Origin of the sequence: Denitrobaculum tricleocarpae (genome assembly GCF_007004665.1) — a bacterium.
Lineage (GTDB): Bacteria > Pseudomonadota > Alphaproteobacteria > Kiloniellales > Kiloniellaceae > Denitrobaculum > Denitrobaculum tricleocarpae.
In genome coordinates this window covers 184,668-211,340 of sequence record NZ_ML660052.1, presented here as the reverse complement: position 1 = coordinate 211,340, position 26,673 = coordinate 184,668, and the positions used below count along the sequence as shown (strand labels likewise).

General features: G+C 59.6%; 21 protein-coding genes and 1 tRNA gene. 15 read left to right on the top strand and 7 right to left on the bottom strand.

The window, feature by feature from the left end:
• The 3 genes from rplT (at position 1) to pheT (ending at position 4,075) form a co-directional block, all read left to right on the top strand.
• A complete protein-coding gene (gene rplT, locus FKG95_RS00960) occupies positions 1-363 on the top strand; it encodes a 50S ribosomal protein L20 (protein WP_142894254.1) in 363 nt (120 codons plus the stop codon).
• 234 nt (positions 364-597) lie between these two features.
• Positions 598-1,665, top strand: a complete 1,068-nt coding sequence (gene pheS / locus FKG95_RS00955; protein ID WP_142894252.1) for a phenylalanine--tRNA ligase subunit alpha — start codon at positions 598-600, stop codon at positions 1,663-1,665.
• 4 nt (positions 1,666-1,669) lie between these two features.
• A complete protein-coding gene (gene pheT, locus FKG95_RS00950) occupies positions 1,670-4,075 on the top strand; it encodes a phenylalanine--tRNA ligase subunit beta (protein WP_142894250.1) in 2,406 nt (801 codons plus the stop codon).
• Between the two features lie 117 nt (positions 4,076-4,192).
• On the opposite strand, the gene FKG95_RS00945 is transcribed toward pheT, so the two are convergent.
• From FKG95_RS00945 to FKG95_RS00935, 3 genes are all read right to left on the bottom strand, one after another.
• Entirely contained in the window at positions 4,193-5,563 is a 1,371-nt protein-coding gene (locus tag FKG95_RS00945; RefSeq protein ID WP_142894248.1) for a WD40 repeat domain-containing protein, read from the bottom strand.
• Between the two features lie 307 nt (positions 5,564-5,870).
• Positions 5,871-6,710, bottom strand: a complete 840-nt coding sequence (locus FKG95_RS00940) for a spondin domain-containing protein (RefSeq protein WP_142894245.1) — start codon at positions 6,708-6,710, stop codon at positions 5,871-5,873.
• A gap of 163 nt (positions 6,711-6,873) precedes the next feature.
• Positions 6,874-7,302: a BLUF domain-containing protein gene (locus FKG95_RS00935; protein ID WP_142894243.1), complete on the bottom strand. Its 429-nt coding sequence runs from the start codon at positions 7,300-7,302 to the stop codon at positions 6,874-6,876.
• A gap of 315 nt (positions 7,303-7,617) precedes the next feature.
• Here FKG95_RS00935 and lepA point away from each other — a divergent pair, with 315 nt between their 5' ends.
• Positions 7,618-9,420 (top strand): translation elongation factor 4, encoded by a 1,803-nt coding sequence (gene lepA, locus FKG95_RS00930; RefSeq protein ID WP_142894241.1) that lies wholly within the window; start codon positions 7,618-7,620, stop codon positions 9,418-9,420.
• Here lepA and FKG95_RS00925 read toward each other — a convergent pair.
• Positions 9,391-10,113 (bottom strand): hypothetical protein, encoded by a 723-nt coding sequence (locus FKG95_RS00925; protein WP_142894238.1) that lies wholly within the window; start codon positions 10,111-10,113, stop codon positions 9,391-9,393. The two genes, lepA and FKG95_RS00925, sit on opposite strands and share 30 nt — an antisense overlap.
• A gap of 426 nt (positions 10,114-10,539) precedes the next feature.
• Here FKG95_RS00925 and FKG95_RS00920 point away from each other — a divergent pair, with 426 nt between their 5' ends.
• Together FKG95_RS00920 and FKG95_RS00915 are read left to right on the top strand one after the other, a co-directional pair.
• Positions 10,540-11,217 (top strand): ABC transporter ATP-binding protein, encoded by a 678-nt coding sequence (locus FKG95_RS00920; protein ID WP_142894236.1) that lies wholly within the window; start codon positions 10,540-10,542, stop codon positions 11,215-11,217.
• Positions 11,214-12,020, top strand: coding sequence for an ABC transporter permease (locus FKG95_RS00915; RefSeq protein WP_142894234.1), 807 nt, complete (start codon positions 11,214-11,216; stop codon positions 12,018-12,020). The genes FKG95_RS00920 and FKG95_RS00915 overlap by 4 nt, the downstream gene beginning before the upstream one ends.
• Before the next feature lie 18 nt (positions 12,021-12,038).
• On the opposite strand, the gene FKG95_RS00910 is transcribed toward FKG95_RS00915, so the two are convergent.
• Complete coding sequence (locus FKG95_RS00910) at positions 12,039-12,353, bottom strand: hypothetical protein (RefSeq protein WP_142894231.1); 315 nt, start codon at positions 12,351-12,353, stop codon at positions 12,039-12,041.
• A gap of 330 nt (positions 12,354-12,683) precedes the next feature.
• On the opposite strand from FKG95_RS00910, the gene FKG95_RS00905 reads away from it, so the two are divergent.
• Positions 12,684-12,774, top strand: a tRNA-Ser gene (locus FKG95_RS00905).
• 207 nt (positions 12,775-12,981) lie between these two features.
• On the opposite strand, the gene FKG95_RS00900 is transcribed toward FKG95_RS00905, so the two are convergent.
• Positions 12,982-15,414: a YbcC family protein gene (locus tag FKG95_RS00900; protein WP_142894229.1), complete on the bottom strand. Its 2,433-nt coding sequence runs from the start codon at positions 15,412-15,414 to the stop codon at positions 12,982-12,984.
• Between the two features lie 21 nt (positions 15,415-15,435).
• Positions 15,436-17,010 carry a proton-conducting transporter transmembrane domain-containing protein gene (locus tag FKG95_RS00895; RefSeq protein ID WP_142894227.1) on the bottom strand — a complete coding sequence of 525 codons (1,575 nt, stop codon included), beginning with the start codon at positions 17,008-17,010 and terminating at the stop codon, positions 15,436-15,438.
• 106 nt (positions 17,011-17,116) lie between these two features.
• Here FKG95_RS00895 and FKG95_RS00890 point away from each other — a divergent pair, with 106 nt between their 5' ends.
• The 8 genes from FKG95_RS00890 (at position 17,117) to FKG95_RS00855 (ending at position 26,559) form a co-directional block, all read left to right on the top strand.
• Positions 17,117-17,992: a LysR family transcriptional regulator gene (locus FKG95_RS00890; protein ID WP_142894225.1), complete on the top strand. Its 876-nt coding sequence runs from the start codon at positions 17,117-17,119 to the stop codon at positions 17,990-17,992.
• 495 nt (positions 17,993-18,487) lie between these two features.
• Positions 18,488-19,390: a sulfotransferase domain-containing protein gene (locus tag FKG95_RS00885; protein ID WP_179953869.1), complete on the top strand. Its 903-nt coding sequence runs from the start codon at positions 18,488-18,490 to the stop codon at positions 19,388-19,390.
• Positions 19,391-19,822: 432 nt separating this feature from the next.
• On the top strand, positions 19,823-20,908 hold the full coding sequence (locus tag FKG95_RS00880) for a coiled-coil domain-containing protein (protein ID WP_179953868.1): 1,086 nt from the start codon (positions 19,823-19,825) through the stop codon (positions 20,906-20,908).
• A 25-nt stretch (positions 20,909-20,933) separates the two neighbouring features.
• Positions 20,934-22,076, top strand: a complete 1,143-nt coding sequence (locus FKG95_RS00875) for a hypothetical protein (protein WP_142894220.1) — start codon at positions 20,934-20,936, stop codon at positions 22,074-22,076.
• A gap of 44 nt (positions 22,077-22,120) precedes the next feature.
• Positions 22,121-24,082, top strand: coding sequence for an AAA family ATPase (locus tag FKG95_RS00870; RefSeq protein WP_142894218.1), 1,962 nt, complete (start codon positions 22,121-22,123; stop codon positions 24,080-24,082).
• A 4-nt stretch (positions 24,083-24,086) separates the two neighbouring features.
• Complete coding sequence (locus FKG95_RS00865; RefSeq protein ID WP_142894216.1) at positions 24,087-25,583, top strand: DUF6638 family protein; 1,497 nt, start codon at positions 24,087-24,089, stop codon at positions 25,581-25,583.
• Positions 25,583-25,852 (top strand): hypothetical protein, encoded by a 270-nt coding sequence (locus tag FKG95_RS00860; protein WP_142894215.1) that lies wholly within the window; start codon positions 25,583-25,585, stop codon positions 25,850-25,852. The genes FKG95_RS00865 and FKG95_RS00860 overlap by 1 nt, the downstream gene beginning before the upstream one ends.
• 14 nt (positions 25,853-25,866) lie before the next feature.
• Positions 25,867-26,559, top strand: a complete 693-nt coding sequence (locus FKG95_RS00855) for a DUF1523 family protein (RefSeq protein ID WP_142894214.1) — start codon at positions 25,867-25,869, stop codon at positions 26,557-26,559.
• The last annotated feature ends 114 nt before the right edge of the window (positions 26,560-26,673 follow it).

The following is a 26,673-nucleotide window of genomic DNA, read 5'->3' as shown; positions in this document are numbered from 1 at the left end:
ATGGCAAGAGTAAGTCGAGGCGTCACGGCACGTGCGCGCCATAAAAAAGTCGTCAAGATGGCCAAGGGCTATCGGGGACGCGGTAAAAACGTTTTCCGGGTGGCCGTCGAGCGGGTGGAGAAGGGTCTCCAGTACGCTTACCGCGACCGCCGGGTCAAAAAACGCAATTTCCGTGGCCTGTGGATCCAGCGCATCAATGCTGGCGCCCGGGAGCACGGTTTGTCCTATTCGCAGTTTATGAACGGTATGAAACGCGCCGGCATCGAGCTGGACCGCAAGGTTCTTTCCGACCTCGCGATCCACGAGCCGGCCGCGTTTAAGAGCCTTGTCGATCAGGCTCAGGCCGCTCTCAAGACCGCTTAAAGACCAAGGCAATGGGCTGCTGCGACGGATCGCGGCGGCCCGCGCCGACCAGACGACCCCGCGAGACCCTTTGGCGCGTTCAGGCGAAAACCGGCCCCCGGTTTTGTCTTTCCCGCCCGAGCAGGCCTCGCCCCAACAAAAGCGAATAGGGACCGGCGGAGATCGGGGCTGGAAAGCCGGCGGATCTGACGCTGGCGAGACTCCAGGATCCCGGCAACTCCGACCGGGAAGCACATGGAGAACCTCGAAAACCTTCGCGACAGCCTGACAGCAGAGATCGCAGGCGCCGGCGACGTCGAGACGCTGGAGACGATCCGCGTTCAGGCCCTGGGCAAAAAAGGCCAGGTCACCCAGCTGATGAAAACGCTGGGCGGCTTGTCACCGGACGAACGCCGGGAAGCCGGTCAGGCCCTCAACGTCGTCAAGACCGCCCTGGCCGAAGCCATCGACGCCCGCCGCGAAACCCTTAAGGAAGCCGAGCTGGAAGCCCGTCTGGCGCAGGAGACCATCGACGTCTCCCTGCCCGCGCGCCCCAGCACTCTCGGCCACCTGCACCCGCTCAGCCAGACCGTCGAGGAACTGATCGCCATCTTCGGCGAGATGGGCTTCTCCGTGGCCGAAGGTCCGGATATCGAGGACGACTTTCACAACTTCACCGCCCTGAACATTCCGCCAGAGCATCCCGCGCGGCAGGAATTCGACACCTTTTATCTGCCCGAGCGCGAGGACGGCAGCCGGCAGGTGCTGCGGACCCATACCTCTCCGGTCCAGATCCGCACCATGCAGAGCACCACGCCGCCGATCCGCATCATTGTGCCGGGGCGCACCTACCGCGCCGATCACGACGCCACCCACTCGCCCATGTTCCATCAGGTCGAGGGTCTCGTGATCGACGATAAGACCCATATGGGCCATCTGAAAGGCACCCTGATCGAGTTCTGCCGGGCCTTCTTCGGCATCGACGACCTGCCGGTGCGCTTCCGCTCCAGCTACTTCCCCTTCACCGAACCCTCGGCGGAGGTCGATATCGGCTGCACCCGCGACGGCGGCCAGCTCAAGATCGGCGGCGCCGACTGGCTGGAAATCCTGGGCTGCGGCATGGTTCATCCCAAGGTGCTGGAACACTGCGGGATCGATGCCACCAAGTACCAGGGCTTCGCCTTCGGGATGGGGATCGAACGGATCGCCATGCTGAAGTACGGCATGCCCGACCTGCGCCCCTTCTACGATTCCGACCTGCGGTGGCTGCGGCACTTCGGCTTCCTGCCGCTCGAGACCCCCAGCATGGTGAGAGGACTCTAGGCTCATGAAGTTCACCCTCAGCTGGCTCAAGGACCACCTCGAAACCGAGGCTTCCCTGGACGAGATCGCCGCGGCCCTTTCCATGATCGGCCTGGAGGTCGAGGAGATCGAGGACCGCGCGGCGGCGCTCGCGCCCTTCAAATCCGCCCATGTCATCGAGGCCAAACAGCATCCCAACGCCGACCGCCTGCGGGTCTGCCGGGTGCAGACAGAGGACGGCGAGGTTCAGGTCGTCTGCGGCGCGCCCAACGCCCGCACCGGCATGGTCGGCGTCTTCGCGCCCTCGGGCAGCTATGTGCCCGGCACCGACATGGTGCTCAAGCCCGGCAACATCCGCGGCGAGGACTCCAACGGCATGCTGGTCTCCGAGCGCGAGATGGGCATCTCCGACGAGCATGACGGCATCATCGAACTGCCTCAAGGCACGGCCATCGGCGTGCCCTATGCGGAGCTCGCGGGCCTGAACGATCCGGTGATCGATATCGCCATCACGCCGAACCGGGGCGACTGCCTGGGCGTGCGCGGTGTGGCGCGGGATCTGGCGGCGGCGGGGCTGGGCAAGCTCAAGCCCCTCGCCTTCCCCTCGACCAAGGGCGACTTCGAATCGCCCATCAAGTGGCGCCGGGATCTGCCCGCCGATCAGCAGGATCTCTGCCCCTACGTGGCCGGGCGTTATTTCCGGGGCGTTAAGAACGGCCCTAGCCCCCGCTGGCTGCAGGACCGTCTGCGCGCCATCGGCCTGCGTCCGATTTCGGCGCTGGTCGATATCACCAACTATGTGACCTACGATTTGAACCGCCCGCTGCACGTTTTCGACGCCCAGAAGGTCAAAGGCGACGTAACCATGCGCCTGGCCCGCGAAGGCGAGGAAATCCTGGCGCTGGACGGAGATACCTACAAGTTCGACAACGAGATGGTCATCATCGCCGACGAAAATGGTCCCGAGGGGATCGGCGGCGTCATGGGTGGCGAGCTCTCCGGCTGCTCGGAAGAAACCACAGAGGTTTTCCTCGAGGTCGCTCTCTTCGATCCGGCGCGGGTCGCCATTACCGGCCGCAAGCTGGGCATTCTCTCCGACGCGCGCTACCGCTTCGAGCGCGGACTGGACCCGGACTCGGCCCTCTGGGGCGTCGAGGTTGCCAGCAAGCTGATCCTGGAACTCTGCGGCGGCGAAGCCAGCGAGACGGTTTCGGCGGGCGAACACCCTGCGGTCAAACGCAAGCTCTCGCTGCGCAAGGGCCGGGTTCAAACCCTGGGTGGCATCGAAATTCCCTTCGATGAGCAGGTCCGGATTCTCAAGGATCTCGAATTCGAGGTCACCGAAACCGCAGAAGGCCTGGATGCGGTCGTGCCGCTCTGGCGCAACGACGTCGAATGCGAAGCCTGCCTGGTCGAGGAGATCATGCGTATCCACGGCTTCGACAACATTCCCGTCGTGCCGCTGGACCGGGACCGGGTTCTGCCGCAAGGCGTGCTGACCCTCAGCCAGAAACGGCGCAGTTTCGTACGCAATGCCCTGGCCTGGCGTGGCCTGGAAGAATGCGTCACCTTCTCCTTCATCTCGCGCAAACAGGCCGGGCTCTTCGGCGGTGCGAAGGAGGAACTGACTCTGGTCAATCCGATCTCCAGCGACCTGGATGTGATGCGCCCTTCGGCCCTGCCGACCCTGGTGGCTTCGGCGGCGCGGAACAGCGACCGTGGCTTCCCGGACAACGCGCTCTTCGAGATCGGACCGCAATATCACGATGACAGCCCGACCGGCCAGATGCTGGTTGCTGCGGGTCTGCGCAGCGGCGCGCCGAAAGGCCGTCACTGGGAGGCCAAGGGCCGCCTGCTCGATGCCTTCGACGCCAAGGGCGACGCCATGGCCGCCCTGGAGGTGATCGGTGCTCCGGTCGCGAATCTGCAGGTCTCCGCCGATGCGCCTTCCTGGTACCATCCGGGTCGCTCCGGCGCCTTCCGGCTGGGTCCGAAGGTGATGGGGTATTTCGGTGAACTGCATCCGCGTGTGCTGAACGCCATGGACCTGAAGGGACCGGCGGTGGCCTTCGAAGTCTTCATTGACGCGGTTCCACAGCCCAAGGCCAAGGCTTCGGGCAAGATTAAGCCGGCGCTCGAACTTTCAATCTATCAGCCGGTCGAGCGGGACTTCGCCTTCGTCGTGGCCGCCGACACGCCGGCCGAGAAGCTGCTGCGCGCCGCCAAAGGTGCCGACAAGCAGCTGATCACCGACGTGGAGCTCTTCGATGTCTACAGCGGCAAAGGCATCGAAGAGGGCAAGAAGTCCCTCGCGATCTCCGTAACTTTGCAGCCGACGCAAAAGACCATGACCGACGAAGAAATCGACGCGGTCGCCGCCAAGGTTGTCGCTCAGGTTGCCAAGGCGACAGGCGGCACACTGCGGGGTTAGGCCCTCTGGAAAAAAACATGGCCGTCAAGTAACAAAGCTTGATGGCCATGTTTTCCAAACGCCAATCAAATTGCTAGCCCGTATCCCGCCAAAGCCGGAGTTAAAAGCGGTTAAACGCTACCAGACAATGGGGCGTTCCAGGCGATCCCAGAAAAGCCATCGGCGTTCTTCCAACGGCGCCTGATAACCTGCGAAGATTGGCACCTCTTGTCGTTTCGAAGGATCAAAGAGATGCAACATCCCGGAGTAGCTGGCAATCAGCACTCTTCCGGTACTCGGGCATACATCTACGTCACCCGCACTTGACCCGAACTCAACCTCCCAGAGAAGTTTTCTGTCGGGAGTCACACAGGCCGCAAAACCTGCACCGGCAAGCAGAAATGCTCCGGTCTCCTCCGCTGTCATTGATAGAGGTAGATAACCGGAAGCATAGACGCGCAAGTAATCGTTTAGTATTACATCCTCACCTGACGCCCTCTCCTTCTTATCGCTCCGATCTTCAATATCCGTTAATTTCGTGACGTAGGTTACGCCATTGTAAAAGCTACAAGAATTTGTCGCTAAAAATAAACTGTCATCACTGAAGCACACGTCGTGGGGATAATCGCTGTATGTTCCCAATTCGGCCAAGAAGGTAGGAGTTTCCAGATCATCTAAGCAAACCACATGGTGCCCTGAAGTCTGAGTACCAAATGCCGCAAATCTTCCATCAGGCGAAAGCGCTGCATGCAACATATCTAAGAATGGTCTGAACTTTTCATCAGCAAGCAAATCTTCCCGCATCTGTTCTTCCAGACCAAACGTCAAAGAAGGGAAGAGAAGCTGATGCGTCCAATCAGATTGCCTTTTGCTTAATAAAATGACGCCTCTGTAAAAGTCGGCCAGAAGGATCTTTTCACCATCGTCGGAGATCGAAATATGGGTGTAGGTGGCGGAGTCGTGCGGGAACTCAAGTCTTAGCCTGAGTTCTTCAGTCAGCCCCTCTGGGATGAATGCGGATCCGGGTACGCTGGGGATCGAGACAAGTGGCGTTTCGCCGAAACCTCTGCTTACAATCAAACGACCGTCATGTTGAATCGATAGAAAAAACTTGCGGTTCCGCGACCACGTGAATCCCTGAAGCGGATCGCAGACTTCAATCGAACCATCCTTGATATGCCAGGTTGTCATCTCCGAGAAAGGAGTGCCCTGGCAGACGAGAAACTCGTCGGGCCCCAAAATCGCGCACTGCGACAAACCGCGCCCTCCCATCTCCAACTCAGGAATAAAGGGCGCATGCGCCGGATCATATTGCCTTCTGACCTCGCCGCTGCGTCCTTCAGCGTTAAGGCTTACAACCTTCTGAAGCACGGTCTCGGCCAGTTCGGGGCTACGCGTATCCTCCATAAAAGACGGCGCTGGTTTTGCATCTTCATGCACCGCCTTCAGTTCTGCCAAATTGTGCAGTGCTACCCGGCGGCCAATCCCATTCCAGGAGGAAGTATCCATATCGCCACAACCAAGATTTCATTTCAAATCAGGATTGTATTAATTCTTTTTCCGCAACACCTAAAGCATTAATATGCCTTATCCACAGCGAGAAAATTTTGGGTTTCTGCCCATAAGAAAACGGCAGCCTCCAGCGAGACTGCCGTTTTCTCTTTTTAGACCTCAGACCGGATCATGTTTAGACGGAAACACTCAGCGTTTTCGTCTAAACATGTGTATCCGTTCTTGGTCTTATAGTTAGATCAGATTCACAAGCACGATGCATCGCCTTCGGCGATTCCATCTGAACTTGATCTGATCCAGGAAATCAGGCCGCCTTTCGCTGCCTCCGATGACGCAGGGCTGCGAAACCGAGCAAGCCAAAGCCGAACATGGCGATGGTCGAGGGTTCCGGCACGTCGACCGCCGTCACCGTTAGCCGGGCGAAGGGGCCGAAGTCGTCCCGAAGGAAGTCGGCTGCGTCACGGCTGAAGGGAATATCGCCATTGGGGCCTACAAATCCAGCATCGAGGATCTCGGCGCTCAGACCTTCGTGCAGCCCGATGACGCCGTTCTCCGACACCCCGGTGTCGGGAGCCGCCTGATTCAGGAAGGCGACGGCGGAGTTGTCCGCATTGTCCTCGGTGCCTGCATCGTAAATATCGGTACGGTCGAAGGTCAGAGAGAAGGGCGAGATAAAACTGCCGTTCGAATCAAAGAGCTCAACCGAGTCGTCCAGGCCGATAAAGGCGTCCTGCGACGGAATCAGCATGGTGGCAAAGACGAAGTGGGTGTTGATGTTGCCGTCAACGTCGATTTCGAAGGACACGCTCGATTGCGGACCGATCGGCCCGACGCCGGCATTCAGCGCGAAGCCTTGTGAGTCCGGAAAATTGGCTACGCGGTCATCCCGCAGCTGCGTGAAAGTACCATCTTCTGCGAGACGTTCGAAGACCGGGCTCGCCGCTTCGCCGACGTTGAAGATGTCGAAACCGGAGTTATCGTGGAAGGCGCCATACACCGGCGTAAAGAAGAACCCGCCGTTCTGTGCCAGATTTTCGAAGGTGATCAGGAGCCTTTTCGCCTCCACGTCCTTCGCACCGCCGGACGCAAAGGCCGCGGTCCCCAGCGCGACCGCGAGCGCCGCGGTTTTGATACCTTTTAACATGATAAAATTGTCCCCTCATGAGCTCAATTTTGGAGAGCTCGGTTGATAGCACTCGGGGGCAGTCTGCCTCGTTTCAATAAAAGGCAGGCGTCACGATAGATAAAATTTTATTGATCCGGAGTTGATACAACCACTGGACGCTGCTGCGCGAGATCATCAAAGATCATGCCAGTTGCTGGTTGTCTATGAAGCTCTTCACCAGGAGACGCACAAGCGGATCGCAATCGAGACTCACCTCGGGGTCCGCTTGCCGACGGCTGACATCCATGAGCGAGTCCACACCGGCCTGAAGTTCGCCACTCAGCGGCGTGTAGCCCATGGCCCAATCGGCGAAACTCCGCTCGGGGACTTCACGGGCCGCGGCATGCAGAATACTGTGATGGCGGTCGTCAGCCCCGATCTTGTCATAAAGAGCCTTCACGTCCACTTCCGAGCCTTCCAGGACTTGAAAGAAAACACCGTCCCCGTACAGCAGCAGGCCGGTGATCTGCCGTTGGCGGTTGCCGCGCCGGGACGCTTCGAGAATATCGCGCAGTTCAGCGTCGCTCTGTTCCTTGCGCGCAGTGCTGTAATACATCAGTTGGTAGATCATCAGATGCCAGCCATGGTGGTGCCTTAGAAGTAAAGAAACAGATCGGAACAGACCGCAAAACTCTGAAAGCCAACTGCCCTTTCTGCCAAATATTTTTCAAAAACATAGAGTTGCACAGTATTTCACCGGCTTCAGCGCCTTGATCCGAAGCATTTACGGATCAGGGTAAAGTCAACGGCTTAACACTTCACTTCCTTTCACGCCATAGCTTGAAAACACTTCGCAGCAAAATCGGTCATATAACCCCCCGGAATCACCGATCACCGCGCATCACCTCTTGGCGTTCGGCCGTGCCGATGCTATAGCCAGCAGACCATGACAGAGCTTAAAAACATACGTAACTTCGCGATCATCGCGCACATCGATCACGGCAAGTCGACCCTTGCCGACCGCATGATTCAGCACTGCGGCGCGCTGGCGGACCGGGAGATGAAAGAGCAGGTTCTCGACTCCATGGATCTGGAGCGCGAGCGCGGGATTACCATCAAAGCCCAGACCGTGCGCCTGACCTACAAGGCATCCGACGGCGAGACCTACGCGCTGAACCTGATCGACACCCCGGGACACGTGGACTTTGCCTACGAAGTCAGCCGGTCCCTGGCGGCCTGCGAGGGCTCGCTCCTTCTGGTCGATGCCAGCCAGGGCGTCGAAGCGCAGACTCTCGCCAACGTCTACTTGGCCATCGACAACGACCACGAAGTTCTGCCGGTCCTTAATAAGGTCGATCTGCCGGCGGCAGAGCCCGAGCGGATCAAGGAACAGATCGAGGAGGTCATCGGTATCGATGCCTCGCAGGCCCTGGAGATTTCGGCCAAGACCGGCAAGGGCGTCCCCGAGGTGCTGGAAGCACTGGTGCAGCACGTCCCACCGCCCGAGGGCGACCGGGAAGCGCCCTTGAAGGCACTTCTGGTCGACAGCTGGTACGATGCCTATCTGGGGGTGATCACTCTGGTTCGCGTGGTCGATGGCGTCCTGAAACCGGGTCTGAAGGTGCGCATGATGGGTAGCGGCGCGACCCATACCATCGACAAGGTCGGTGCCTTTATGCCGAAAATGACGAATCTGACCGAGCTGGGGCCGGGAGAGATCGGCTTTATCACGGCGGGCATCAAATCGGTCGCCGACACGAACGTCGGCGATACGCTGACCGAGGAACGCCGCTTGGCGGAAGCGCCTCTGCCGGGCTTCAAGCCCAGCGTCCCGGTCGTCTTCTGCGGTCTCTTTCCTATTGACGCCGCCGATTACGAGAATCTGCGCGACAGTCTGGCCAAGCTGGCCCTGAACGATGCCAGCTTTCTTTTCGAGCCGGAATCCTCCGCTGCCCTCGGGTTCGGCTTCCGCTGCGGGTTTCTGGGCCTGCTGCATCTTGAGATTATTCAGGAGCGCCTGGAGCGCGAATTCAATCTGGACCTCATCACCACCGCGCCCAGCGTGGTCTACAAGATCAAGATGAATTCGGGCGAGGTGATCGACCTGCACAACCCGGCCGACTTCCCGGATGTGGTCAAGATCAGCTCGATCGAAGAACCCTGGATCAAGGCGACGATCCTGGTACCCGATGAGTTTCTCGGCTCCGTCCTCAAGCTTTGCGAAGACCGGCGCGGCGAGCAGATCGACCTCACCTACGCTGGCACGCGGGCCATGGTGGTCTACCGGCTGCCCCTCAACGAGGTTGTCTTCGATTTTTACGACCGCCTGAAGTCGGTATCTCGCGGCTACGCCAGCTTTGACTACCACCTGGACGGCTACGTTGAGAACGAACTGGTCAAAGTGGCCATTCTGGTCAATTCCGAGCCGGTCGATTCTCTTGCCATTATCGTTCACCGCAGTCAGGCGGAACCCCGCGGACGGATGCTCTGTGAGCGCCTGAAGGACCTGATTCCAAGACAGCTCTTCAAGATTGCCATTCAAGCGGCGATCGGCGGTAAGGTCGTGGCCCGCGAGACTATCTCTGCCTTGCGCAAGGATGTCACCGCAAAGTGTTACGGCGGCGATGTCTCGCGGAAACGCAAGCTCCTGGATAAGCAGAAGGCCGGTAAGAAACGGATGCGTCAGGTCGGCAATGTCGAGATCCCCCAGACGGCTTTCTTAGCGGCTCTCAAGATGGGCGACGGCTGAACCGGACCGTCGCGCAACGCCGAGACTGGCCAACGCAATGCTGAAGAGCACCTGGACAGCGGGTTCGGGGTTGTCATTCGCGACCTGCCCAATCGAACCGAGGTCCGGCGCAGCGTTCTTGCTCCCTTCAGCACGGCCCGTGAAATTCGCGTGCAGCGAAATACGGCCGATCAGGTTTGAGTGGTCAATTGCGCCGAAAAACCCGCCCTTATGGAGGGTCTTCATCTCCTTGGCCGCGATCAAATGGTCGGACATGTCGAATAGGCTGACGGTAATGTCTTTAAGCCCGTCGGCCATTTGGTAGAGATCAAACGCGACCGCGTTGATGCCGGGCGCGAAGAGGATATTCAGGTCTTCTGAAACGCTGTAGGGGCCGATCGCGACCCCCGTCCGCCCGTCTGTATTGAGAGCGGAAAGCCGGGCGTCGAAGATGGATGCGAAGGTGACCCCATCTTCTTTCTCGTTGAGAACCTGTCCAGTTTGAGTTCTTTGCCGCTGCCGGAACCCAGGCTGAGTGGCATCCTCCGAAAGGGTCTCGCCCAGGCTACCGATTTTCTTACAAGACCCGGAAAATCGATTGAACAGCGATCTCTCATTGAAAAACGCCATCCCCCTCTCCTCGGGAACCGTATGGAGATCCAGCCCATTGACGATGACCGAAGCATAGGCGACAGGCATCCACTCTTCCGGCATTACAACGCCTTTCCAAAAGTGCGGCCGCCATCTGTTAACGGGCGCTTGCTGTGGCCGCGAGAAGCGTCCCAATCAATCCGACGCCCAATTGCGCAAAGAATTTCCGCGCCTTAGCAATAAACGTCACCGAAGCTCCAATGCACTCGACCGATCCTCCTCGAGACGCGGCTCCAGATCTGGCGTATTCAAGTGAACCCGCTGAAATTCCACCAAAAATCCTCGCTGAAAAGATGTCACCTCAGGCTTTAGCAGCGGCGTAATCGCAGACGCTATGGCGGCAGACTATTCATCTGGTCTATGCTCATAACGCTCAAAGCTGCTCAAGAGAAGCCGTACCGCCGCACAAACGAAATGTAGTTCTGCACGTCACAGTCGGAGTGCTTTCCCTCAAACCTACGAAAAACCGCGGCACTCCAGAGAGAATATATGCTCAGCGTTCGCCGCCTTCGCCGTCCAGATCTGCTCGAAGCGAGCCTGACCCTTGCCGATGGCGAGTGTCTCGCTATCCGCGGCGCTTCCGGTTCAGGCAAGAGCCTTCTGCTGCGCGCCATCGCCGATCTTGACCCGAACGAGGGCGAAGTCACCTTGGATGGTGTTCACCGGGAGGACATTCCAGCGCCGGATTGGCGGCGTCAGGTCTGTTACCTGCCGGCCGAAGCCGGTTGGTGGGCAGACGACCTGGGCGCACACTTCAACGATTGGGACCGCGCCTCAGCCTTCTTCCAACGCCTCGGGCTCGAAGACGCCCGAAAGGACTGGCCAATTGCCCGGCTTTCAACCGGCGAACGCCAGCGCTTTGCTCTCAGCCGGGCACTGGCAATCAATCCGCGCGTGCTGTTGCTCGATGAACCGACATCGGGTCTGGATCAGGCCGCTATCACGGCGGTGGAAGGTCTGATCGCGGAACGCCTGCAGACCGGGACCGGCGTTATCTGGGTGACCCATGATCCTGTCCAGGCCGAACGTGTGGCGGATCGTTGGCTCTATCTGGAAAACGGCCGGCTTCGACAGGCATTGCCTCTTCCCGGGGAGGCAGTGCCGCGCGAGCCCGAAGCGCCTTTATCCAGCCACTCTGCAGAGATATCGGGAAAGGCCGTGCAATGAACGCAATCGCTCTTTCCAACTGGGATCTCGCCCTGGCGGCCCTTCTGATCGTGATCAACGGCGGACTCTCCCTCGCCCTTTCCCTGCGCCTTGAGCGCCAGTTGCTGATCTCGACGATCCGAATGATCGTTCAACTCACCTTGGTCGGACTGGTTCTGACGACGCTCTTTTCCCATGTGTCGCCGCTCTGGACCAGTCTTGCCGCTCTCGCCATGATCGCCTTTGCGGGACACGAGGTCACGGCAAGACAGGAACGCCGTCTCACAGGAGGGTGGAGCTACGGCCTCGGAACGGGCTGCATGCTGTTCGCTGCCGGTGTCGTGACGATCTTCGCGCTCTCGACCCAGGTCAGTCCGGACCCCTGGTACCATCCGCGCTATGCAATCCCTCTGCTGGGAATGGTTCTTGGCAACACCATGACCGGCGTCAGCCTTGGTCTGCACACCCTCACCTCGACGCTCACCCGCGAACGTGCCGCCGTCGAAGCCCGCCTGATGTTGGGCGCTGACCGCCATGAGGCGCTGCTGCCGGTGACGCGAACCGCCATGAAGGCAGCCATGATGCCGATCATCAATTCCATGGCCGCCACCGGTCTTGTGGCCCTGCCCGGCATGATGACCGGGCAGATCCTGGCCGGTGCTGATCCAGCCGAAGCCGTAAAGTATCAGATTCTGGTCATGTTCCTGATTGCCGGTGGCACCTCTATCGGCGCAACCGGCGTGGTTCTGGCCGGAGGCCGGCGTTTGACGGATGCACGGCACCGTCTGCGGTTGGATAGGCTGCAAGCGGGCAAAGCTGCTTGATCAGTTTGGGTCCCGGTCTCAGCGAAAGCGCCGTTTTTGGCCCTGCCAGTCACGACAGAGCAGCACTAGCAACAGGCCCGGAACCGCGAAGACTGCGACCGTCGGCCATTGCAGTACCGGCGCGATGACAGAATCCCAAACCTCGGGTGCAATCCGCCGCTCGACACCGGCCTGCAGCATGTTCAGGCTCGCGGAATGAAGTTTGAACCAGACTTCCCCCAGAGGAGCCAGCCGAAAGGTTTCACCGGCCGCGACTGCAACCAGATCCCGGCCGAGCGCAATGAAGGCAAGTGCAAGCAGAAACCATCCAAGAAAACGACCGAAAACTCTCACTTCACGCCTCAAGAATACTGATTCGTCAAACGTCTGCCGGAAGCCGCAACCGAGCGCGCAATCACACTCTAAATCTATGATTTAGCGGCTTATTTAGATACCGCCGTCTCTGAAATACGAGGGCCTGACCCCAAGCGCGCGAAGCATATCAGCTATTGGCGGGCTGTGCCAATTCACACAAATGCACTGTTCAGGCTATCGCGGGGCAGACCGGCATTTTACTTTCTCTGCTTTCGGGCATTGCATCTTGGGAACGGCTCGGCTAATTTCCCGCCGCGCATGATACGCGCGGTCGTAATCCCGAAAGATGCCGGGAAAACGGCAAAAGATGGAGGGGTGGCCGAGTGGCTGAAGGCGCACGCCTGGAAAGTGTGTATACGTTAATAGCGTATCGAGGGTTCGAATCCCTCTCCCTCCGCCACTAGCGTTTCGCAGGGCGAAACGCCTGCAGCATCTACAATAGTCAGCCGAGCGGCAGTCGTTTCGAAGAAATGACGAGAGCCCTCAGGGTTTGAATTTTCTCCCAACAGCACAGCCATTAAAGCAAGTTCCCACCGCACCCGCGATACGGCATTGACCTATCGGACCGGAATCGAGCCCGCAGTCGGGAAGGACATTGAGTTACCCGCTACGCAACCGCTTCAAGGCTCTCCGTGGAGATCGCTGCCTCAACCGCTTCCCAGGTCAAATCACCGCTGTAGCGATAGGCGATCCGGCCCTCGTCATCAAGCGCGAAGAGATGGAGCCAGCGGTTGTCGAACAGTGCCCGCACCCCCTCATGCCGCTGGAGAATGCCGGTCATGGCTTCGCGTGGCGCCTCAATGCAGACGGACAGACGCAGCGGGTCGTGGATATAGTTCTCGCCGTCATGGACCGACTGCCAGGGAAGACCGGCTCTCAAGGGCCCGCCGTTCCCCTCAAAGACTCCGATGCCGCCGACCACGTTGTGCAGCAGTTTGTTGCCGGAGCCGAAAGTGTCCGGCGCGACGGTCGAGCCGTAATACTGGAGGCTGATCCAGCTCGCAACCACAACCGGAGCGGTCATGATGAGTTCCAGCACACCGAAGCCCTTCTCGCTGTCCTGTTTCCAGTCGTAGTCATGCAGGAAAGCGCGGCCTTCGAGATTACGTCCCGCGGTGCGGGTGCGTGGGGCGGCGATGAAGGCCTTACAGCCGGCTAGAGCCCACTCGGGACGGACCTCGGCCCAGTCGCGGGCTCGAGCGGCAATGTCACCCTGACCTCCGGCGCGCGGCAGGCGCAGCGCCCGCTCGCCGCGGGTCACCTTGCCCGCCGCCACCAACCACTGACGCGCCTGCTTGAGATCGGCACCATGATCGGACGCCGCATAATTGAAGGCCGGCGCGTCCTTGTCGTAAAGTGTGACCGCATCGGTTGTCGTATCATGCAAGGCACCGACAAACAGCGTGTCCTCGGGAATGGTAATTCCCCGATCGACCAAACCTTTGCGAACGTCCGGGTCGTTGAAAAGCGACGCCAGCAAGCGTGCGTTGACCTCACCCGAGTAGCCGCCACAAGCTCCGCAGTGCAGGCCGCTGGCGTGCGGATTGTTGACCACATTCGCGCCGTGACCGGCGAGCAGAACCAGCCGTGCAAAACCATTGGTCAGCGACATGGCGCGCAGGACGGTCTCAGCTGAAGCGATCCGCGTTTCCAAATCAAGTTCAGGGTCGAAACGCGGTGCGGGATCGTTCGGCACGGGCGTTGGATTCAGTCCCAGCGCATCGCGCAGCAACTTGCCGATATAGACGGGCCCCATGGCTTCGACAAAAGCAAAGGAGGAGACCGCAGCCAGCTTGAAACGACCCCAGGCGCGCTTGGCGCGGGCGGAATAGCGCGTGGCCAGATCGTCTTTTTCATCTGCGGCATCGCCCGAGGTCGAAGAAATGGTCGGGTTCAGAAGCACAGGAAGCCGCAGTTCCTCGACGTCCGACGCAAAGCGCCGGTGCTTGGCGAAAACGCCGAAGAAACCGGCGAACCCCAGAGTACGGATCGCCGGATCGACCGCCTCCAGCGCACGGCGGAAAACTTCCGAACGCACGTCAATGCAGAAGGCGGCCTGCAGGGCGGGCCGTGTCTCATCTCCCGCAGGCGTTGGCGCCGCGAGCGTCTCCACAAGACCCCGCTGTACCGCGCGTTCGGCGGCCTCCTGCAGGATCTCATCAATGATTTCAGCCTCACCAGCGGCAATGGGGGTCTGGTGCTGCGCGCGCACTTTCGCCCACTCATCTTCGATCGCAGCCTCATGCTGTATGAACACGGCTTCTTCCCAAAGGAGCCGGATCGCAAGAAAATCGGTGATCGTGGTGTCGCTTTCCCCTCCCAACTCGGCACGCCAGAGCTGGTAGCGCGCATATTGCGCCCAGCCGCTGAGCGAAAAGAGAAGCTGATGAAAATAGCTGTCGAGGGCAGCTTCGCTCAGCCCAAGCCGCTGAGCCGCGCGGGCAATGGCCTCAAGCGGATTCTGCGGTGCATCCGCGGCAAAGCGGCCGAAGTCATGGAGCCCCATGATCTCAGGCGTCAAATCGTGGGTCGCATGAGCCAAATATGCGGTCCATGCCCGCCGTCCGCGCGGCGCGGCCCAGAGCGCTTGACCTTCGTCGAAATAGCCCGCGGCCCAGTTTCCGAAGCAGTCGGCAATCAGACCGGGCCAGTCCTCGCCATGGTCTCTGGCGGCGAGATCGGCAATCGTGGGCAGAGCCGCAGGCGCGGGCCGTGTTTTCGCCGCTGCCGCCTTCAGTGCAGCCACGTCGGAGGGCTTATCCGCATGGGGCGACGCGGCCAGGGCCGCAACGAGGTCGGCATCAGAAATTTTTCCTGCCGCGATGCGCTCCAGATACCAGTCACGCGGCATGGCCACCGGCGTTCCGCCGATACGCCCGAGCCGGGCTCCCACCTGGGCAAGTGTCTGCTCCGTCTGACCCAAAAAGGGATTGACCGCAACGTAGGACGCGAGGGGCCATACCGGCGGGATCTGGCGCGCGGCCCCGTCGGCAGCGGTGCTCACGGTCGAGAGATCGAGTAACTCGGTTTTAATTTCCACGGTTATGGCTTTCTTCTTCTCTCAGGAATCGGTCGGGGTGGTGGAGCGGCGGAGCGACCCATTGCCGATCAGGCGGTCAAAGACCGCATTGGCATAGAGTCCGTTCGACAGATGCACACGCAGGCCGGCGGCTGCCGGGTGATAAGCCCAGAGCGGGAATGTCGCCTGAGCAATGGCGACAAGACCGAAGCTGACGAGCGCGAGGACCAGCAACGCCCACTCGAGCGGCCCCGGCGCTGGGGTCGCGGGAAGGGTCCCGGCAGTGAGCCATTCCGTCGCCGTCTGCAGAGCAAAGTAGCTGATCGAGGCGGCGACCGCGTAGAGCGCCGTGCGCTGAGTCAGCACCCGAGGCGCAGCGTCGGCGAGACCCTGCGCGATTAGATAGGCGACGCCGAAGATCAAGATCGCACCCAGTGCAATGGCCTGCGGCGACTTGGCGTCGAACCCAAAGGCGAAGCCGATCACCACATAGATGGTGAGTGCTAGCGCAAAGGCACGGGCGACCGCCCGGCTATCAGGGATCGCGATAGGGCCGGGCCGGCGGATCGCCGCCACGAGATCCACCGCCGTGCCGGACGCCAGGAAGGCATGGGCCTTGTAGAGCGAATGGGCAACGATGTGCAGGAGCGCCAGCGGGAACAGGGCCAGGCCGCACTGCATGATCATGAAGCCCATCTGCGCGATCGTCGACCAGGCCAGCGATGTCTTGACGGCCGGCTGCGCCAGCATGGCGAGGCCGCCGAACAGTGCCGTGAAACCGCCGATCATCACCAGAACGGCGAGCACGCCCGGGGAGAGCAGCATCACATCGGCGAAGCGGATGAGCACGAAACCACCCGCGTTGATGACACCGGCGTGGAGCAGCGCGGATACCGGCGTCGGTGCCTCCATCACTTCGGTCAGCCAGCCATGGGTCGGAAACTGCGCGGACTTGAGGATCGCGGCCAATGCAATCAGGCCCGCCGCCCAGGGCGCAACGGCAGGCGTCACGCCCTCCCGCGCGGCGGTCAGGATCGCCGGGATGTCGAAGGTTCCATAGCCGAAGGCAAGCAGAACCGCCGCCAAGACGAGAGCGGCATCGCCAACCCGCGCGACGATGAACTTTTTGCGCGCCGCACGGGCGGCTTTGACACGGTCGCTGTAAAAAAGGATGAGCCGATGCAGGCAGAGGCTGGTCGCGATCCAGGCTGCGACCAAATGGACGAGGTTGCCCGCCTGAACCAGCAACAGCACCACGGCAAGTGTCGTCGCCATCCAACCAAGAAAAGCGCCCTGACGCGCGTCACCGTCGAGATAGGAGGCCGAGTAGCGCACGACCACCCAGCCAACGAAGGCGACGAGAACCAGCATCGTCGCACTCACCACATCGAGCCGGGTCGCAATCCCCACGCCGGCGATTCCCAGCAGCGGACCGCTGCCGGCGCCCTGAACCAGCAGGAGCACAGCCGAGGCAATTGCTGTTGCGAGCGCGATCAATGCAGCCGCTTCCGTGAGCTTCGGGACGAGGTCCGGACGCATTCCCTGCCGCTTCAATGCGAAAACGGCCACCGAAAGCAGGGCAGCAGGCGCGATCAGGGGAATCAGGTTGTAAAGCATAACAGGGGCGTTCCAGCAGGGTTCAAAACGCTCAAGGTTCTACGCGTCTCTTTGACTCAAGAAAAATACATTGTTTGTAAGTTTTTGTTCTGTTTAAGTGAACGTTATGACTGAATTGAACTATCACCATCTTCGGTATTTCCAGACCGTCGCCCACGAAGGCAACCTGACCCGGGCAGCGGCGCAGCTGAACGTGTCTCAGTCCGCTATCTCGACCCAGATCCGACAACTGGAGGAGCGCTTGGGCCAGGCTCTCTTCGAGCGCCGGGGACGCGCTCTATACCTGACCGAGGCCGGCCGGATCGCGCTCGACCATGCCGACTCCATCTTCGCGACCGGACGGGAGCTGATTGCCACTCTCCAACAGAGCGGCGAGCAGCGGCAGGCTCTGCGTGTCGGCTCTCTGGCCACACTCTCGCGGAACTTTCAGCTGGCTTTCCTGCGCCCTGTGCTGGGCCGGCCGGACGTGGAGGTCATTCTGCGCTCGGGAAGCGCCGGGGAGCTCTTCAGCGCACTCTCGGCGCTGCATCTGGATCTCGTCCTGACCAACCAGCCACCACCCGCCGATGCCCTCACCTCATTTGTCGTGCAGCGGCTGGATGAACAGACGCTTAGCCTGATCGGCGTCCCGGAACTCTGTCCGCCGGATCTCACTCTGCCTGAGCGCTTCAGCCGGTCGGCCCTCATTCTGCCCACTGCCGCCAGCGGCCTGCGAATGGGATTCGATGCCCTCGTCGACCGGCTCGGCGTCCGGCCGCAGATCGTTGCCGAAGTCGATGACATGGCGATGATGCGTCTCCTGGCGCGTGAGGGGATCGGCTTGGCGGTCATGCCGCCGATTGTTGTGCGCGATGAACTCGCGAGCGGCGCGCTTGTAGAAAGCGCGCAGCTCTCCAATCTGACGGAGACTTTTTACGGTGTAACCGTAGAGCGGCGCTTCCCCAACCCGCTCCTTGCCGAACTGATGAAGGAACGTCACTAAGTTAAGGACTCATATTCCTTGATGGTCTTGATCGTGTTTTGCCTGGTTTTAGGCAGGAGAGGTCTCGAAAGCGGGCCCGTAGGCCCGGTGAGAGGGCTCGACGCCCCTAAAACCAGGCAAAACAAGACCCCAAAGGGGCGGCGAGATTATGAGTTCTGGGAACCACGTTCTGGGAACCACGTTCTGGGCAGCGTCGTGTCGTCAGTCCAATTCTGGCTAAGCACGATGCTACAGCATCGCTCCATTCCTAACTCCTTGCCAGAAAACATAATTTTATCGTCAAGACCGTCAAAGAATATGAGTCCTCAACCTAGGACGTGCCGGTGATGATGCAATCCTGATGACTCTATTAAAGTTGTTTTCAGGCTCTCGAAAAATGCATTTAGAGTTGTTTTTGTTAATTATTTAGAGTCATGGTTTCTCTCTAATACGCTTTTGAAGTGTGTTCGTTTTCCGCCTATCCGGCGAGAACGATCAGATTTTAGGGAGTGCAGCATGACCGTGGACAATCTGACCTGGCCGGAAAAGACCAGAGAACTGCATAACCATCATATCGACTCAAGTGTTTGGAACGACTTTGCCTTTCGGAACGATGACATTGTTATCGCGACTTATGCAAAGTCAGGCGCAACCTGGCTGCAGCAGATTGTCGGGCAGCTAATCTTCAAGGGAAGGCCCAAGGTGCCGGTTGCGCAGATTTCGCCCTGGGTTGATCTGCGCGTGCCACCAAAGGAAGTGAAGCTGGCTGAACTGGAGAAACAGAAGCATCGGCGCTTTGTGAAAACGCATTTGCCGGTCGATGCACTCGTGTTCTCTCCCAAGGCCAAGTACATCTATGTCGGCAGGGACGGGCGTGACATCGCCTGGAGCCTGCATAACCACCACGCCAATGCCAGCCAGCTCTGGTACGATTTGCTGAACGACACACCCGGCCGCGAGGGTCCACCGATCGAACGGCCGTCACACTCTGTCCGGCAGTACTACTATGACTGGATTGAGAGCAACGGCTATCCCTTCTGGCCCTTTTGGGAGAATGTCAGGTCCTGGTGGCAGGTTCGGGACCTGCCGAATGTATTGCTGGTTCATTTTACCGATATGAAAGCCGATCTGCCGGGTGAAATCCGGCGCATCGCGGCCTTTTTGGAGATCCCTGTCAAAAAGGAAAACTGGGATGCCATCCTCGAGCATTGCGGCTTCGACTACATGAGAGAGCATGCGGCGCCGATTGTCGCTATGGGCGGCGCTTTTTGGGAAGGCGGAGCCAAAACCTTTCTGCACAAGGGTGAAAACGGCCGTTGGCGTGATGTCCTCAGTGCTGAGGACAACATGGCTTACCGGCAACGGGCGGAAGAGGAGCTCGGGCCCGACTGCGCGACATGGTTATTGGGCGAGCGTTAGAGCAGACCCGGTTTAGTTGGAATCGCCTTCGGCGATCCGTCGTACCGGTGAATCTGCTCTTATTATAAGATGTAGAGCGGGTTCACATGTTTTAGCGAAAACACAGAGTGTTTCCGTTAAAACATGACGCGCTCTAGTGTTGGACTGATACGATCAAGATGCGACTTTCATGACCGGTTTCCTCCGGGAAATAGTTAACGGACGCAAGATATTGTATGCAACCAACGGTATAGTTTTGCCTGTGGGTAACAAAAAATTTACTTGTAATATCAATAGCTAAGGCATTTTCGAGGCATCCAGGATTTCTCCCCGCTTCCGGCGTAAAACGCGCGTATCCGGTTGGTTTCATCTTTAAACTCTGGCCCAGAATACTCAGATATGTAGAGTGCTGTTCTCGAACAGGTCCTTCTCGCTATGGGAGTTTTCACATCGATGCAGAAATTCGACACCGCTATTCAATCGGCAGAAGCAGAAGTCCGTGAGGCCAAGGCAAAGGTCGCTGCCCTCTCGAGCCAGATTGAAGGGACGCGATCGCGTCTTAAGGAAGGTGGAGACATCGACATCGATATCGAAAATGCGACCCTGGACGACGTTCATTCCCACAATGAAGCGATGAATGCGAACATCGCGGATTTGATTATGGGGCTGGACGAGGTCACGGCCGGATTTTCAAAAGACTTCGACGAGATGCGCGAACGCTCTGGCATGGAGACGTTCGTCGGCTTTTTTTCCAGCGCAAAGTCGGACTCTATGCGCGAAGAGCGGATCCGCAATTCTTCCGTCGACGATAAGCTGCAGGATCTGATTTCCAAATCGGACGTCATCATCAAAATGCTGAGCGATCAGCTCGATGTCCTGAACATGCACAAAGAGCAGGTCAATACCAACCTGACCGAGACTCTGAACGACCGGGAGATCGTGGTTGCCGAACTGGAGGCCGAGCGGGCCGAAATCCTGGCCATGGATCCTCAGATCATCGATCTCGAAAACCGGATTTCCATGGAGCAGGACGCGGCCGCCCGTACAGCGCTCGAGACTGAACTTGCTGCGCTCAACACCCGTTATAACGAGCTGGTGCAAGGCGAGCAGGTCAAGCTGGCGCGGTCTCAGACCCTGGAGCGCTATATTGAAAAGGGCAAGTCCTGGGTCGACTCTCTGCAGAACCAGGCCGCCACTCAAATGGTGCTGATCAACAAACTGCAGACCGATACCAAGCAGCGGGTCGTTCTCTACGACGCCCTGACCAAGTCGTTGAAGACCGCGCAGCAGCAGGACGTTGCGCACCGCATCAACGAAATCGGCGTTGCAACCGACGAGAAGGCCCAGGCCGCAATGGCGGCCATTGGATCTGCGACGCAGAGCCGCATGGCCGAGATGATGGAAAACCACGAGGATCACATGGTCTTCGCGCGGAAGGTTCTCGAGGAAAAGGCGAAGTCCGATGAGCGCTTCGTCCGCCGCTTCGCCAAGATCGTCGAAAAGCACGATAAGAATCTCTACGGCGAGGAGAGTCTCTGAGGTTGCAGGCTGGGGAACGGACGCTGTGACAGACTCAGGAAGTGAGACACTCGAATTGCGCGACAACGCAGCTTGCCGGCGTTACTTTGCGAAATTTGAGCGGATTGTCGGGAACCTGCGGGCCGTGGCCGCGCTCGACCGTCCCGATGACGCGGAGAGTTTCGGCGCTTTGCAGCTCGATGTCATCGAGGGCTATCTCAAAGCGCTCTCGAACAGCTTCGAGGCTCTCTCCACCAAGTATCTCCTGACCGGAACCCTCGGAAAAGCCGTCTCCTCGGCGCTGGAAATCGACAGGACGGACTCGGGCTTCCCCGTATTCCGCGAGCTCCTGCAGATGGCCAACGATCTGTCTCAAGTCGATCATCATCTGGGCAGTCTGCCCTCACGCGATGTCCTCAAGCAGGAGATGGTGCAGCACATCCTGCAGAAGCGCGAAAAGCCGCGCGATCTGCAGTATGCCATGAGCCAGCGGGTCTACTACGAGATGCTGCGCGACCGGAACCTGTTCCTGGCGCAGAACCATCCGCAATTGGTGTGGCTGGGCAAGGACAAGCCGGTCGACACCTCCAAGCGGCGCCGCTATTTCGTCCATTGGGCGGTCTACGACAGCTCGCAGAATCTTCCCGTGCTCTATCAGATGATGATGGAGGACAGCAGCGACCGGGCGCTCTCAACCGATGAATTCCGATGGCCCAAGGTACAGACTCATCTTCTGGCGCAGTCCTTGTCGGATCTGAAACTGCTGACCATCGCCCGCGGTTTCGATAAGGACTTTCCCGACCTTCATCCGAAGTTTTTGCGCAGAGTCCATGTCGGCCCGATGTATTCTCATACCTTTACCCGGCAGCAGGGGCCGCTGCGCGAGATCCTGGCCGAGGCCTCCGGGGCGCCAGGTCTCGACTGGACCATGTCATGGTCGGTTGAAACCCTGCTGTCCAAAAAGACAGAGCAGAAAGCCGCCGGGATTTTCGGAAAAGTCGAGACCGAGGTCTTTCACATCGATCCCTATGACACGGCCTCTCAGGAAGCCGGTGTCACTCATTTGGAACGCTCGATCATTTTACCACACCGGCCCTACCAGGTGCTGATCGACAAAGACTTTTCCAGTTTGCGGAATGTTCGCAAGTACGTGGTCGCCGCCGATGGCAGCGTCATGACCGGCGCTTGAATCCATTGCTTGAGTTCGGCGCTTGAATAACGACGGGAGACAAAATGTCGGTCGCTAAAAATCTGATGGAGATCCGAGAACAGGATATTCGGAGCCATTACGAGCCGGCCTTTCACTTGCTCGAGGGTTTCGAGCATCACCCGCGGATCGGAACGGCGCGCGCCGGGGCCGTTACGGCGACGTCTCCGGAGGCTGCTGCACGCGGTGGAATTCCGGCCCGCCGGGCCTTTCGCTCGACAACGCCGGGATTGGCCGCACGCCGTCCCGCCCGTAAGGAGGGCGTCGTTCTGATCGGCCGCATCGAAGCAGCCGATGACGGGGATCCTCTGGTCAGCGCAACCCAGGCGACGGTTCTCTCGAGCCTGCGCCGGGCGATCGCCACGGCCCATGCGGTCAGCGATCTATACGATGAGCAGACGCCGCTTGGCGCTTTGAAACGCAGCAATCGCGACGGCAGTCTGGAAGCCGGTAAGAAGGCCGAGTTCGGTGAACTGCTCGCGGCCGCTTCGCTGATCGTGCTGCATGTCTTCGCAAATATGAGCGCGTTTCTGCTGGCGGCACACAGCGGCGAGGCGGGAGAGCACGAGGTCCAGGTCGAAGACCTGAAGGAAATCCTGACCGATAATCCGGCCCTGGCGCTCAAGGGGGCACTCTGGGAGCTGGACCAGGTTGTCGCCGAGAAGGCCAAGGTGGAAGCGGATCTGATCCCGGCAGTCGCCGCCTTCATGGAGCGACTGATGGAGGAGGTTTCCATCCGGGCCCAGTCGGCGCCGGGGCTCGAGGCCTTCCTGGCGGCCAGCTTCCGGGTCGAGGCGGACGACTTCCAGATCGACGGCTTCACCCCGGCGACCCGGGCGCGGTCCACCAGCCTGACCATGACCTTCAAAAAGCCTCACGAGGTGGTGGGCAATCATATCGCCAAGTATCAGTCGCTCAAGCTGGCGAAGATGCTCATGGCTTACGACTTCGACCGGCGCCTCAACCCCTTTGCGGAACTGGGCGGTTTTATCTTCACCTTCATGGGGGATGGCAAGCCCGGCACCGGTAAGACGACCCTGATCCAGATGATCGCGGGTCTGCTGAACGACTACTGCCAGAACGCCGGCTATCCCTTCCGTTACGAGAACCTCTCCTCGGACTCGATCGACAGCTATCAGGGAAAATCCGGCCAGAACGCCAAGGCCTTTATCCGCGCGGTTCTGGATCCCCATGTGATTGGCTTCGGGACCATCGACGACATCGACCAGATCGCGGGCAAGCGCGGCGACCGTCAGTCCTCCGCGGGCCAGCAGGAAGTGACGGCGGTGCTGATGGAGAGCTTCGCGGGTGCCAACACCGTGGTGCGGGGCAACTGCACCTTCGGTATGTTCTCCAACTATCCTGAGAATGTGGATGACGCGCTTCGTCAGCGCGCCGGCGCCCGGTTTCTGGTCGACGGCCCGCAGACGCGTGCGGACTACATCGACATTCTGCATCTGCTGCTGGGCTCGAACCACAACATCCCCGTCGGTGACCACGATCTCTTCGCGGCGCAGGAAATCAAGTCTGCGGTCGCGGCGTCCTATGCGCAACACAGCCGTCCGCAGGAAGAGCAACTGGCAAATGTCTTCGACCGCGCACGCGATGCCATCGGCGAACTGGATACCATCGAGAAGATGGGCGCATATCTGAAGGCCATCCAGGAGGCGGACGAGCGCTTTACCGGACGGGCGATCAAGAACATCACCGATGCGGTCAAGGTCCGGGCCATGGACTTCGAGCTTCCCGACGAGTGGATGGAGAACAGCGAGCTCTTCCTGCAAAAGGACTACGACACCAAGCTGGCCATGATCCGCGAACTGACGCGCCCCATCACGCCGGAGATGGTGATCCAGGAGATCAACCGCTACGCGGACAGTGAATTCCGCTACGGCAACGCGTCCGACGAAGCGGCGATCGATGCGCAGGTCAAGGAGATGACCCGCATGGCCGCCGCGCGTGCGCGTTTCGCGGGCAAGGAGGGCTGACGTCATGCGCAGGCTGATCGAGCGCGGACTAATGTACGGCAACCTGGTGGAGGTCTCTTCGCCGACCCAGGTCGCGCGTTACAATGCGGCGCTGGAAAAGCTGACCGGGCGCCGCACGGCGCTGGAATCCTTTCACATCGATCTCTCCGGTTTCTCGCCGGAGATCGGAGAGGAACTTCGAGACGAAAACTACATCAATCCGAACGGCTGTAACCGGCAGTTCATTCTGCTGACCCTCGCGCAAGCCGCTTGCCCGCTGATGGGCGCGAAGTTTTCCACCAGCCGTGCAATCCTGAAGCAGTTCATCGAGGACAACCGCGATGTGCTTTTTGCGCTGACGGCCCGCGACGCGGTCATGGGCGAACTGGTGAACTCGGTCTACCGGATCGAGAGCGTCGATGATCTTCTGGCGATCCGTACGATCCGGGTCGAGGCCAACACACCGCGCGGACTGGTGTCCGACGCGGAAGACCTGCTCCTGGGGATCAGCAGGTTTCTGGAGAGCGACAATGCCTGGTGGGACGAGGATACGCTGGATGAGATGGTGTCTCTGGCGGAGCGGGTTGGGGATGTCTCGCGCCACCCGCTGAGCCCGACCGAAGTCACTTACCGGAAAGGCAATTTCTTTACTTCCCATCTGGGCGGACTTTATGTCTTCCGGGATGTGCGGCAGCCGGCTTTGGTTTATTGCGATCCCGGTTTCGATCCGGCGACGGCGGATATGACGGCGATTTCAATCCAGGATGCAGGTGCGGTTGCAGACTTCCTGCGCGCCAACAGGCTGGTCGAGACGGTGTTTGATGCGCGGGGTCTGGACGAGCGTGGGCTGCTGCGCCAACGGCTTGATTTTATCCTGGTCGATCACCTTGCGTCGAGTGGTGAGACCGGTGACCTCGAGAAGCTGACACGCGACGATCTGCGCTCCGCCGTTCATCGTCATCTGGATGCGCTGCCGGAAGAATTCCATCAGATCGCGGCGACCCTGCGTGCGATCGATCAGGGCAGTGCCCGCCCGCCCCTGAAGCCGGAAGAACCCTCATATTTTTATCACCTGCGCTCGGCGTCGCATGCCGACCGGGATCTGGTGAACCATCTGCTGGCCCATGTCACGCCGTTGGACGTGCGTCAGCTCTTTATCTGCAACAAGGACCGCTTTTATCTCCACTACCGGGAATGGGGCGATGCCAAGCGTACTTATGTCACGGAGTTCCTGGTCAAGGAATACGCGATCGACAAGCGTGGCGTGCGCGACGCGCTCTTCGGGCCCGAGCCTGGCATGGATGCGGTCGAGCAATCGGACGAGACTCGTCTTGAAGATCTGGAAATCGCAATTGAGCGCGAGGGCGGCTCGGTTCCATCGTCGGGTGCCTTGCCTGAGTCGCCCGACAAGCCGGTGGCCATTCCCATGCCGAACCCACGGCCGCAGTCCGGATCGAAGCCCCGACCACGCCCAAACGTAAACGCTGGTCCATGGGGGCCACGGACTCGAGGGAGACATTGATGCTGGCTTTGGTGATCAGGCTGGTGGTTCTTTTTGCCATACTGACGGTGATCTACGTAGTGCTGACAAAGTACTTCCGCTGGAACAGGGAGCGCGAGCTGCGTGACCGCTTTGACAGCGGTCAGGTCCGTGCGAACGACCGGGAGGGCTACGTTGCGCGCGGCATGGCAAAATATGAGAGTTCCCTGACCAAGAAGCTCCTGTTGGGCGTGTACCTCCTGCCCATCGGGATTGTCGTCCTGCTGATCTACATCGCGGACTTTACCTGAAAGGGACCGAGACCATGCGCCTAGTAAAATACGGACTGCTGGCCCTGCTGGTTCTGCTGGTGACGCTGTTTCTGAACTTCTATCTGCCTTCGAAGGACGTGGTCCGCATCGTCGGCACAGATGTAAAACGCATGGACGTGGTCAGCCGTGACTTCGTGGAAGAGGGCGACGGCAACACCCAGCGCAACACCCGTGACGTACGCTTTGTCAACGCGGTCTGGGAAAACGGCAAGCCCCGGGTTTACCGCAACGAAGAAACCGACTGGGGCTTTCCCTGGTATTTCAAGTTCGATAGCGGCAATGTCCAGGCCAAGGCGCAGAACCTGACCTCGACGGCGGAAAATCCCAAATGGGTCGTGGTCACCCACTATGGCTGGCGGATTCAGATCTTCTCCATGTTCCCCAATGCGGTGGATATCGAACAGGTCGACGGGCCCGGCTACACGCCGATTCCCTGGTTCAACATCGTGTTCCTGATCAGTCTGGGCGCACTGATATGGATTGTTCTGGCGTTCCTGATGCGCTTGCGCGAGCGCCACGTCGATCCGATTGTTGACCAATTCGAGGAAGATACCGCGGCTTACCGGGAAGCCGCCGAGAGCGGTGCCGAAGAAATCAAGCAGCAGGCCTCGGGGCTCTACGGACGCTGGCAACGCTGGCTGGATACTTGGCGTTCGAAGGAGAAGAAACGTTATCCGCGGCGCTAAAAAACGTTTCTTCTCGAGCGGTTTTCTCCCGGGTTCCCATCACGGCTCCAAAAGATTGAACGATTCTCCGGATAGGACCGACTAACGTGACAGCTGCTTTTTAACGCGGCGCTC

Excerpts from the sequence above, each read along its gene's own strand:
- rplT (WP_142894254.1), top strand. The coding sequence starts at position 1 with ATGGCAAGAGTAAGTCGAGGCGTCACGGCACGTGCGCGCCATAAAAAA.
- pheS (WP_142894252.1), top strand. The coding sequence starts at position 598 with ATGGAGAACCTCGAAAACCTTCGCGACAGCCTGACAGCAGAGATCGCA.
- pheT (WP_142894250.1), top strand. The coding sequence starts at position 1,670 with ATGAAGTTCACCCTCAGCTGGCTCAAGGACCACCTCGAAACCGAGGCT.
- FKG95_RS00945 (WP_142894248.1), bottom strand. The coding sequence starts at position 5,563 with ATGGATACTTCCTCCTGGAATGGGATTGGCCGCCGGGTAGCACTGCAC.
- FKG95_RS00940 (WP_142894245.1), bottom strand. The coding sequence starts at position 6,710 with ATGTTAAAAGGTATCAAAACCGCGGCGCTCGCGGTCGCGCTGGGGACC.
- FKG95_RS00935 (WP_142894243.1), bottom strand. The coding sequence starts at position 7,302 with ATGATCTACCAACTGATGTATTACAGCACTGCGCGCAAGGAACAGAGC.
- lepA (WP_142894241.1), top strand. The coding sequence starts at position 7,618 with ATGACAGAGCTTAAAAACATACGTAACTTCGCGATCATCGCGCACATC.
- FKG95_RS00925 (WP_142894238.1), bottom strand. The coding sequence starts at position 10,113 with ATGCCGGAAGAGTGGATGCCTGTCGCCTATGCTTCGGTCATCGTCAAT.
- FKG95_RS00920 (WP_142894236.1), top strand. The coding sequence starts at position 10,540 with ATGCTCAGCGTTCGCCGCCTTCGCCGTCCAGATCTGCTCGAAGCGAGC.
- FKG95_RS00915 (WP_142894234.1), top strand. The coding sequence starts at position 11,214 with ATGAACGCAATCGCTCTTTCCAACTGGGATCTCGCCCTGGCGGCCCTT.
- FKG95_RS00895 (WP_142894227.1), bottom strand. The coding sequence starts at position 17,010 with ATGCTTTACAACCTGATTCCCCTGATCGCGCCTGCTGCCCTGCTTTCG.
- FKG95_RS00890 (WP_142894225.1), top strand. The coding sequence starts at position 17,117 with ATGACTGAATTGAACTATCACCATCTTCGGTATTTCCAGACCGTCGCC.
- FKG95_RS00885 (WP_179953869.1), top strand. The coding sequence starts at position 18,488 with ATGACCGTGGACAATCTGACCTGGCCGGAAAAGACCAGAGAACTGCAT.
- FKG95_RS00880 (WP_179953868.1), top strand. The coding sequence starts at position 19,823 with ATGCAGAAATTCGACACCGCTATTCAATCGGCAGAAGCAGAAGTCCGT.
- FKG95_RS00870 (WP_142894218.1), top strand. The coding sequence starts at position 22,121 with ATGTCGGTCGCTAAAAATCTGATGGAGATCCGAGAACAGGATATTCGG.
- FKG95_RS00865 (WP_142894216.1), top strand. The coding sequence starts at position 24,087 with ATGCGCAGGCTGATCGAGCGCGGACTAATGTACGGCAACCTGGTGGAG.
- FKG95_RS00860 (WP_142894215.1), top strand. The coding sequence starts at position 25,583 with ATGCTGGCTTTGGTGATCAGGCTGGTGGTTCTTTTTGCCATACTGACG.
- FKG95_RS00855 (WP_142894214.1), top strand. The coding sequence starts at position 25,867 with ATGCGCCTAGTAAAATACGGACTGCTGGCCCTGCTGGTTCTGCTGGTG.